The sequence below is a fragment of the Pseudomonas sp. NPDC090592 genome (assembly GCF_044769185.1).
In the GTDB taxonomy this organism is placed as follows: Bacteria; Pseudomonadota; Gammaproteobacteria; order Pseudomonadales; family Pseudomonadaceae; genus Aquipseudomonas.
The window spans coordinates 117,577-127,009 of record NZ_JBIVXJ010000018.1 but is presented as its reverse complement, the minus strand read 5'-3'; the positions used below and the strand labels follow the sequence as shown (position 1 = coordinate 127,009).

Annotated in this window: 7 protein-coding genes; 1 reads left to right on the top strand and 6 read right to left on the bottom strand. The window is 60.0% G+C overall.

Features of this window, described 5'->3' with window-relative positions:
- Positions 1–130: 130 nt before the first annotated feature.
- The 3 genes from ACIQUI_RS17685 to ACIQUI_RS17675 form a co-directional block, all read right to left on the bottom strand.
- Positions 131–727: a DUF924 family protein gene (locus ACIQUI_RS17685; RefSeq protein ID WP_403200903.1), complete on the bottom strand. Its 597-nt coding sequence runs from the start codon at positions 725–727 to the stop codon at positions 131–133.
- A 3-nt stretch (positions 728–730) separates the two neighbouring features.
- Positions 731–1,741: a class 1 fructose-bisphosphatase gene (locus tag ACIQUI_RS17680; protein WP_009681216.1), complete on the bottom strand. Its 1,011-nt coding sequence runs from the start codon at positions 1,739–1,741 to the stop codon at positions 731–733.
- A 237-nt stretch (positions 1,742–1,978) separates the two neighbouring features.
- Complete coding sequence (locus ACIQUI_RS17675) at positions 1,979–4,429, bottom strand: glycogen/starch/alpha-glucan phosphorylase (RefSeq protein ID WP_403200901.1); 2,451 nt, start codon at positions 4,427–4,429, stop codon at positions 1,979–1,981.
- Between the two features lie 184 nt (positions 4,430–4,613).
- On the opposite strand from ACIQUI_RS17675, the gene ACIQUI_RS17670 reads away from it, so the two are divergent.
- A complete protein-coding gene (locus tag ACIQUI_RS17670) occupies positions 4,614–5,018 on the top strand; it encodes a YkgJ family cysteine cluster protein (RefSeq protein ID WP_016712459.1) in 405 nt (134 codons plus the stop codon).
- Positions 5,019–5,191: 173 nt separating this feature from the next.
- On the opposite strand, the gene ACIQUI_RS17665 is transcribed toward ACIQUI_RS17670, so the two are convergent.
- The 3 genes from ACIQUI_RS17665 to thiI form a co-directional block, all read right to left on the bottom strand.
- On the bottom strand, positions 5,192–5,791 hold the full coding sequence (locus ACIQUI_RS17665) for a hypothetical protein (protein ID WP_403200899.1): 600 nt from the start codon (positions 5,789–5,791) through the stop codon (positions 5,192–5,194).
- 156 nt (positions 5,792–5,947) lie between these two features.
- A complete protein-coding gene (typA, locus tag ACIQUI_RS17660; protein WP_201203572.1) occupies positions 5,948–7,768 on the bottom strand; it encodes a translational GTPase TypA in 1,821 nt (606 codons plus the stop codon).
- Positions 7,769–7,896: 128 nt separating this feature from the next.
- A complete protein-coding gene (gene thiI, locus ACIQUI_RS17655; RefSeq protein ID WP_403200897.1) occupies positions 7,897–9,351 on the bottom strand; it encodes a tRNA uracil 4-sulfurtransferase ThiI in 1,455 nt (484 codons plus the stop codon).
- Positions 9,352–9,433: the final 82 nt, after the last annotated feature.

Below are 9,433 nucleotides of genomic sequence, written 5' to 3'. Positions count from 1 at the left end.
CTTGGAGCGGCTCGGCTTCAAGGCCTTCCCTCGATGATCAGTCGAGAACTTTCGCCTTTTGAGAGGCGAAAGTCGAGATACAAGGAGCGGCCTTGCGTCGCGATGGCCTGCGCAGCAGGCCCCTGCAATCTCAGAACCTGGACCCAGGCTCCAGCAAAAAGTCCATCTCTTCACTGGTGCTCGGCCGCTCCAGCACCAGATTGCGGTGCGGGAAACGCCCGAACCGGGTAATCACCCGCTGGTGCTGCTCGGCATAGTCGAGGAAGCCTTCGAACAGCCGGCGGTTGGCCTCGGGCTGCTCATCCAGCAGCGTCTGATAACGCTCCACGCACAGGTTCTGCCAGTCCAACACCTCGGCATGCTCCAGCACCAGCAGCACGAACACCCGCTGAATCGGCAGCAGCTGGTAGTCCCAACCCTTCTGCAGGCCCTGCATGGCCACTACCTGGGCACGCCGGTCACCCTCGAAGGCGCGCGGCGTGTCGCGGTAGATCATGCGCGGCAGCTGGTCCAGCAGAATCAGCAGGCCCAGCCAGCCCTGCGGGCTTTGCTGCCATTCGTCGAGCCCGCCCGCCAGGGCGTGCTCGACCAGGTCGCCAAACAGCGCCTGGGCATCGGCATCGTAATGCTTGCCGAACCACAGCGTGCTCTTCTCGTCAGCCACGGCCTGGGCACTGGTGCCCCAACCGAACCACCACTCCAGCAACGGCTGCCAAGGTGCGAGCATGACTTACTCCTTGTGGTAGGCGGTAACGCGCTCGACCTCTTCCTTCGAGCCGAGGATGACCGACACACGCTGGTGCAGGCTTTCTGGCTTGATGTCGAGGATGCGATCGTAACCGTTGGTGGAGGCGCCGCCGGCCTGCTCGATGATGAACGACATCGGGTTGGCCTCGTACATCAGGCGCAGCTTGCCCGGCTTGCTTGGCTCGCGGGCGTCACGTGGGTACATGAACAGGCCGCCACGGGTCAGGATGCGGTGCACGTCGGCCACCATCGAGGCGATCCAGCGCATGTTGTAGTTCTTTTTCAGCGGGCCGGTCTCGCCTGCCAGCAGTTCGCCCACGTAGCGCTGTACCGGGGCTTCCCAGTGGCGCTGGTTGGACATGTTGATGGCGAACTCGGCGGTGGTTTCCGGTACGCGGATGTTTTCGTGGGTGAGCACGAAGCTGCCCAGCTCGCGGTCCAGGGTGAAGCCTTTGACGCCGTTGCCCAGGGTGAGGATCAGCATGGTCTGCGGGCCGTAGATGGCGTAACCGGCGGCGACCTGCTGGGTGCCTGGCTGCAGGAAGGCGTTTTCGTTCAGGGTTTCGTTCTGGCTCAGGTACTCGTTAGGGCAACGCAGTACCGAGAAGATGGTGCCGACCGAGACGTTGACGTCGATGTTCGACGAGCCGTCCAGCGGGTCGAAGACCAGCAGGTAGGCGCCTTTCGGGTACTTGCCCGGGATCTGGTAGGCGTTGTCCATTTCTTCGGAGGCCATGCCGGCCAGGTGGCCGCCCCACTCGTTGGCTTCCAGCAGGATGTCGTTGGAGATCACGTCCAGTTTCTTCTGGACTTCGCCCTGCACGTTTTCAGTGCCCATGCTGCCCAGCACACCACCCAAGGCGCCTTTGGACACGTGATGGCTGATTTCCTTGCACGCACGCGCCACCACTTCGATCAGGAAGCGCAGATCGGCAGGTGTATTGTTGCTGCGGGTCTGCTCAATCAGATAGCGACTCAGGGTAACGCGGGACATGTATGGCTCCGAACGGATTGGGGGATGAAAAACCCCCGCAGTTTACAGGGAGAGTTGCAGGCTAGCGAGTGATGAGACTCGCCACGGCTCTCTGACGGCACAATAGGTCGGTAGTTCAGCATGCGCCAGGCCGGTGGTCAGGTTGTGGAGCCATTCGCGGGCACGCCCGCTCCCACAGGTGATTCACAAAACCTGTGGGAGCGGGCGTGCCCGCGAATAGGCCAGCACAGGCCTACCTCAATCCAGTGCCTTCCAGATATCGGTCGCATATTCGCGAATGGTGCGGTCCGACGAGAACCAGCCCATCCGCGCCGTGTTCAGCACCGCCATGCGCCACCACTCCTGCGGCGTGTGCCACAGCTCCTCGACCCGCCGCTGGGCATCCCAGTAGGCATCGAAGTCGGCACAGACCAGGAAGCGGTCATAGGCCACCAGCCCGTCGATCAACCCGGTATAGCGCGAAGGGTCGTCCGGCGAGAACACGCCGCTGCGGATCGCCTGCAGCACATCGCTCAAGCGATTGGACGCAGCAATCGCCGCACTGGCGCCAAAATCACCCGCCTTCTTGCGGGCCTCGACCTGCTGGGCGGTCAGGCCAAAGATGAACATGTTGTCGGCACCCACCTGCTCGCACATCTCCACGTTGGCACCATCGAGGGTACCGATGGTCAGCGCACCGTTCAGGCCGAACTTCATGTTGCTGGTACCAGAGGCTTCGTAACCGGCCGTGGAAATCTGCTCGGAAAGGTCTGCCGCCGGAATGATGCTTTCAGCGAGGCTGACGTTGTAGTTGGGCAGGAACACCACCTTCAGCAACCCACGCACGGTCGGGTCGTTGTTCACCACCCGGGCAATGTCGTTGGTCAGCTTGATGATCAACTTGGCCTGGTGATAACTGGCCGCAGCCTTGCCGGCAAAAATCTTCACCCGCGGCACCCAGTTGGTGCCAGGGTCGTTGCGTATGGCCTGATACAACGCCACGGTGTGCAGCAGGTTGAGCAACTGGCGCTTGTATTCGTGGATGCGCTTGACCTGCACGTCGAACAGCGCCTCGGGGTTTACCGTCACGCCAATGCGGTCCTGGATGATGCTGGCCAGGGCGCGCTTGCTGTGCAGGCGCTGCGCGGCGAACTGCTTGCGAAACCCGGGTTTTTCGGCAAATGGCACCAGGCCAGCCAGACGCCCTTCAGGGTCGTCCTTGATTTCTGGCCCGAGTGCTTCAACCAGCATATCGGTCAGCTGAGGGTTCGACTGGTACAGCCAGCGGCGGAAGGTAATGCCGTTGGTCTTGTTGTTGATGCGCTGCGGGTAAAGCTTGTGAAGCTCGGAAAAAACCGTGCTCTTCATCAGCTTGCTGTGCAGTGCCGACACACCGTTGACACTGTGCGAGCCAAGGAACGCCAGGTTGCCCATGCGCACCCGGCGGCCGTTGTCTTCTTCGATCAGCGACACCGCGCGCAGCACATCGAAATCGTGCAGGCCTTTGGCCCGTAAGGCGTCGATATGGTAGGCGTTGATCAGGTAGATGATCTGCATGTGCCGTGGCAGCATGCGCTCCATCAGTGCCACCGGCCAGGTTTCCAGGGCCTCGGGCAGAAGGGTGTGGTTGGTGTAGGCGAGCGTGCCGACGGTCAGCTCCCAGGCCTTTTCCCACGGCACTTCGTGCTGATCCACCAGCAACCGCATCAACTCGGCTACGGCAATCGAAGGGTGGGTGTCGTTAAGCTGGATAGCCGCCGCGTCGGGCAGGTTGAGCAGGTCTTTGTGCATGTTCAGGTGGCGACGCAGCAAGTCTTGCAGCGAAGCCGACACAAAGAAGTACTCCTGGCGCAGGCGCAGCTCCTGCCCGGCCTCGGTGCTGTCGGCCGGGTATAGCACCCGCGAGATACTCTCTGCACGGGCGACTTCGGCCACAGCCCCCAGGTGATCACCCGCGTTGAAGCGCTCCAGATGCAACTCTTCCAGCGCCCGCGCACGCCACAAGCGCAAGGTGTTGACGCTGGAGCCGCGCCAACCGACCACGGGCGTATCGTAGGCTACCGCCCGCACCGTTTCACCCGGCGACCAGACCTGGCGCTGGGCTCCGTTGCCATCGCTCACGGTTTCGACGCTGCCGCCGAAACTGATCGGGTAGATCACCTCGGCACGCTCGAACTCCCAAGGGTTGCCGAAATCAAGCCAGTTTTCGGTCTGTTCCTGCTGCCAGCCATCGACCAGGGCCTGACGGAACAGGCCATGCTCGTAGCGGATGCCGTAACCATGGGCGGCAATACCCAGGGTGGACATGCTTTCCATGAAGCACGCTGCCAGTCGACCAAGGCCTCCATTACCCAGCGCGGCATCGGGTTCGAGCAGGCGGATGCGCTCCAGGTCCACGTCCAGCCCTTCCAGGGCATCACGGGCGATGTCCAGCAGCCCCAGGTTGCTCAAGCTGTCGTAAAGCAAGCGCCCGATGAGAAACTCGAGGGAAAGGTAGTACACCCGCTTCTGGCTGCGTCGATAGGCCTGGCGGGTATGGTCCATCCAGTGGTCGACCATGTGATCGCGCGCAGCCAGGGCAATGGCTTCGAACCAGTCATGGTCGAAGGCGTGCTCCGGGTCCTTGCCGACCGCATAGGTCAGCTTGTTCAGTACGGCGGCGCGAAAATCCGCGACTTCGGCGTCACGTGCTTTAGGTTCCTGGGACATGCGACATCCTCGGGCAAGTTGACGAAAGCGGAGGGAGAGTGATGAGACTAGACCCTTCGACAGGGAGCGACGGTTACTGTTCGCAGTTTTCATGCCCACTCTGCGAATTCGGCAAAAGGTTGTTCATATTTTGAACAATTCCGGTATCATCGCGCGCCCCAAGACCGTGATCCACCCTATAAAGATGAAAACGACCCTGATCGCCGCCGCCGAAGTCGACCGCCTGGAGACTTGGCAGCGTTACGCCAGCCACATGTGCGGTGGCTGCCACTCGACCTGTTGCACCCTGCCGGTGGAGGTGAAGATCAAGGATCTGATCCGTATCGGCGTGGTAGACGAGTTCGAAAAAGACGAACCGCCGAAGAACGTGGCCAAACGCCTGCAGAAGGAAGGCATCATCGAGCGCTTCAACCAGAAGTCGGGGATCTTCACCCTGACCCGGATGAGCAACGATGACTGCATGTACCTGGATCGTAAAAGCCGCCTGTGCACCATTTATGACAAGCGCCCGGATACCTGCCGCAACCACCCCAAGGTCGGGCCGCGGCCGGGGTATTGTGCGTACAAGCCCAAGGTGGTTGGGCGTTGACGCCTGCGTTAAGACTGAATAGACTTTTAGTCGTCTTGATGTACACGGAGCTTCCTTCAGGAAGTGTCTAGACGCCGCCACTTGGTTCCGGCCGTGCCGGTTGATGGGAGAGATCCCTGAGGGCATCCGCGATACGACCCCCTTCATTGGGGGTTTCGTATTTTTACGGCCTGCTAACGCCTTACAGGTCGTCGAATCGGCTCATTCCTCAGCTTCTTCAACATCAGCAGCCAACCCTTGATTTTCTCGTGCCTTTTCAGGTTCGTCGGCCGGCTTGAGGGATGGTCCTGGTCCCGTACATAGGCACTTTCAACATGCACCTTCAAGGTACGGGCGGAATCACCGCGCAGGTTGAAATACACCTCGTATCGGCTCCCTTCTGGATAGCCAAACTGATTACCTTCCAACGTCAGCCAGTTGCTATGACCAGTAAACAGGCATTGCCGATCGGCCAACGAAGCCATGATGGCCGGCAACTGCAATGAAAGGCTGTGTCGCACCGGACAAAACGCTCGCCGAATGCCTCGATGGTCAATCAGCAGACGATCTTGGCCAATATCATGAAAATCCAACTCCATACCTTGCTTAGGGCCATAGCTTACGCAGTGGCTCGAGTACTCCACGACCAATGTCAAAGCTTGTATCCCTTGTGCTTCAAGCCCTGGGATTGCCAGTAGGTGTGATTCAGGGCGCAAATGAAGCAAGCTCCAGCGGGTACCGGCAACCTCAATTTGGCCACGGGCCAAATGCTCCTTCCACCCCTTGCCTTTCATTGTCAGTCTCAAGCAATTTCCAGCAGGCAGCCTACTGTGGCTATCGGCGATTGCCAAAAACTGCTTGGTAAACAATTACTTCCATAGAAACATCAAGGCATAAAAAAACGCCCCCGGCCTTTCGACCGGAGGCGTTTTCATTCAGCCTGAGCTAACTCAGTTCTTGGCTTTCTTGGCAGCGCGGGTACGCTCGCCTTCGTCCAGGATCTTCTTGCGCAGACGGATCGACTTAGGCGTCACTTCGCACAGCTCGTCGTCCTGGATGAATTCCAGGGCCTGTTCCAGGGTGTGGCGAACTGGCGGTACCAGGGCGATGACTTCGTCTTTGCCCGAAGCACGCATGTTGTCGAGTTTCTTGCCTTTGGTCGGGTTCACACCCAGGTCGTTGTCACGGCTGTTCAGACCGATGATCTGACCGTTGTAGATCTCCTGGCCGTGTTCAACGAACAGCTTGCCGCGAGCCTGCAGGGTTTCCAGCGAGTAGGTCAGTGCCTTGCCGGTCTCGACCGAAACCAGTACGCCGTTCAGGCGGCCGGACATCTGGCCCGACTTCATGGTGTCGTAACGATCGAAGATCGAGGTCAGGATGCCTGCACCGTTGGTCAGGGTCAGGAACTGGTTACGGAAACCGATCAGACCACGGGCTGGAATGTTGTACTCCAGACGCACACGGCCCTTACCATCCGGCACCATGTTGGTCAGGTCGCCTTTACGCAGGCCCATCTCTTCCATGACCTTGCCCTGGGATTCTTCAGGGATGTCGATGGTGACGTTCTCGAACGGTTCCTGCTTCACGCCGTCAACTTCACGGATGATTACTTCAGGGCGGCCTACGGCCATCTCGAAGCCTTCACGGCGCATGGTTTCGATCAGTACCGACAGGTGCAGCTCACCACGGCCCGATACCTTGAACTTGTCAGGGGAATCGGTTTCCTGAACGCGCAGGGCTACGTTGTACAGCAGCTCCTTGTCCAGGCGGTCCTTGATGTTACGGCTGGTGACGAACTTGCCTTCTTTACCGCAGAACGGCGAGTCGTTGACCTGGAAAGTCATGGAAACGGTCGGCTCGTCAACGGTCAGCGGCTTCATCGCTTCTACCGCATCCGGGGCGCACAGGGTGTCGGAGATGAACAGCTCGTCGAAACCGCTGATGCAGACGATGTCGCCAGCCTGGGCCTCTTCAACGTCTACACGGTGCAGGCCGTGGTGGCCCATCAGCTTCAGGATACGGCCGTTACGCTTCTTGCCGTTGGTGTCGATGGCAACAACCGGGGTGTTCGGCTTGACGCGACCACGGGCAATACGGCCAACGCCGATAACGCCGAGGAAGCTGTTGTAGTCCAGTGCGGAGATCTGCATCTGGAACGAACCGTCACGGTCAACATCCGGGGCTGGTACGTTGTCGACGATCGACTGGTACAGCGCGGTCATGTCTTCGCCCATTTCGGTGTGGTCCAGACCGGCAATGCCGTTCAGGGCCGAGGCGTAGACCACTTTGAAGTCCAGCTGCTCGTCGGTAGCGCCGAGGTTGTCGAACAGGTCGAAGATCTGGTCCAGAACCCAGTCAGGACGCGCGCCCGGGCGGTCAACCTTGTTGATCACGACGATTGGCTTCAGGCCAGCTTCGAACGCCTTCTTGGTCACGAAGCGGGTTTGCGGCATCGGGCCGTCCTGGGCGTCGACCAGCAGCAGCACGGAGTCGACCATCGACATTACACGCTCAACCTCGCCACCGAAGTCGGCGTGGCCGGGGGTGTCGACGATGTTGATGTGGTAGCCGTTCCAGTTGATGGCGGTGTTTTTCGCCAGAATGGTAATACCGCGCTCTTTTTCCTGGTCGTTGGAGTCCATGACGCGCTCGTCGTTGAGCTCGTTACGCTCCAGGGTGCCGGACTGACGCAGGAGTTTGTCGACCAGGGTGGTTTTACCATGGTCAACGTGGGCGATGATGGCGATGTTACGCAGATTTTCGATCACAAGTGTATCTCGATCAGAGGATTCGGTTGCCGCCCAGTGTAGGCGGCCAATATGTACTGTTTAAGGCTCAGCGGGCCCGGTGGTCGGGAGGGCGATGGCGGATACTGCCGCCATACAGCCCCGGCGTCTTATGTCGGACGATAAACACGCACATTGGCATGTCCCTCACTGAGCAGGTGGTGTGCGTGCAAACGGCTCATCACACCTTTGTCGCAATACAGCAGGTACTGGCGCGTTGGGTCCAGGTGCTTGAACTTGCTGTTGATCGCGTAGAACGGCATGGCCTGGACTTCGATACCTTCCAGCACCAGAGGTTCGTCTTCCTGGGCATCCGGGTGACGAATGTCGATGATGATCTGGCCGGGGAGCGCCTCGGCTACTTCCTCGATTTCGATGTCCTTGCCCAGTTCATCGATCACGTGGTCGATGGAAATGAACTTGGCACGTTCCAGGGCGCGCTCCAGCACGGCCATGTCGAACTGCTTTTCTTCGTGCTCCATGCGGTGACGCTTGGCATGGGTGGTAGGGTTCACCGAGATCACGCCGCAATATTCCGGCATGTGCTTGGCGAAGTCGGCGGTGCCGATCTCGGTGGCCTGGTCGATGATGTCCTGCTTGTGGCTGGCCAGCAGCGGGCGCAGCACCAGCTTGTCGGTGGCCGAGTCGATGATCGACAGGTTCGGCAGGGTCTGGCTGGACACCTGGGAAATCGCTTCGCCGGTCACCAGCGCGTCGATCTGCAGGCGGTCGGCCATGTGCGCGGCACCGCGCAGCATCATGCGCTTGAGGGTCACGCCCATGTAGCTGTTGTCGACCTTGTTGAGGATCTCGCCAACCACTTCTTCGAACGGCACGCTGATGAACAGCACGCGCTGGCTGCTGCCGTACTTCTTCCACAGGTAGTGGGCCACTTCCATCACGCCCAGTTCGTGGGCACGGCCGCCGAGGTTGAAGAAGCAGAAGTGGGTCATCAGGCCGCGGCGCATCATCTGGTAGGCCGCCACGGTGGAGTCGAAGCCACCGGACATCAGCACCAGGGTCTGCTCCAGGGCACCCAGCGGGTAGCCGCCGATGCCGTTGTGCTGGTTGTGAATCACGTACAGGCGCTGGTTGCGGATCTCCATGCGCACTACCACTTCAGGCGTCTTCAGGTCGATGCCGGCGGCGCCGCACTGCTGGCGCAGCTGGCTGCCGACGTAGCGGTCGACGTCCATCGAGGTGAAGTCGTGGTGGCCGCCGCGCTTGCAGCGCACCGAGAAGCGCTTGCCGGCCAGCAAGTGGCCGAAGTGGTGCTTGCACTTGGCGACGATGTCGTCGAAGTCACCCAGCGGGTATTCCTCTACCTGCAGGAAGTGGGTGATACCCGGCGTGCAGGTGAGGCGCTCGATCATCTCGCGCTGGACTTTTTCGTCTTCGACGCGGGTGACCACTTCGAGATTGTCCCAGACACCATCGACCGCGAGCTCAGGGTCGAGGTCCTTGAGCACGTTGCGGATGTTCTTGCCGAGCTGGCGGATGAAACGCTTGCGCACCGGCCGGCTCTTGATGGTGATTTCTGGGAAGACTTTGACGATAAGTTTCATTGGTTAACAGCGCGCGCAGGGCCTGCCGAAAATGTGGGGCGCGAATTATAGCGGAAACTGCTCAGGATTTGACCAACTTTTG

Coding starts and splice junctions, on each gene's coding strand:
- ACIQUI_RS17685 (WP_403200903.1), bottom strand. CDS start 727: ATGCTCGCACCTTGGCAGCCGTTGCTGGAGTGGTGGTTCGGTTGGGGC.
- ACIQUI_RS17680 (WP_009681216.1), bottom strand. CDS start 1,741: ATGTCCCGCGTTACCCTGAGTCGCTATCTGATTGAGCAGACCCGCAGC.
- ACIQUI_RS17675 (WP_403200901.1), bottom strand. CDS start 4,429: ATGTCCCAGGAACCTAAAGCACGTGACGCCGAAGTCGCGGATTTTCGC.
- ACIQUI_RS17670 (WP_016712459.1), top strand. CDS start 4,614: ATGAAAACGACCCTGATCGCCGCCGCCGAAGTCGACCGCCTGGAGACT.
- ACIQUI_RS17665 (WP_403200899.1), bottom strand. CDS start 5,791: ATGAAAGGCAAGGGGTGGAAGGAGCATTTGGCCCGTGGCCAAATTGAG.
- thiI (WP_403200897.1), bottom strand. CDS start 9,351: ATGAAACTTATCGTCAAAGTCTTCCCAGAAATCACCATCAAGAGCCGG.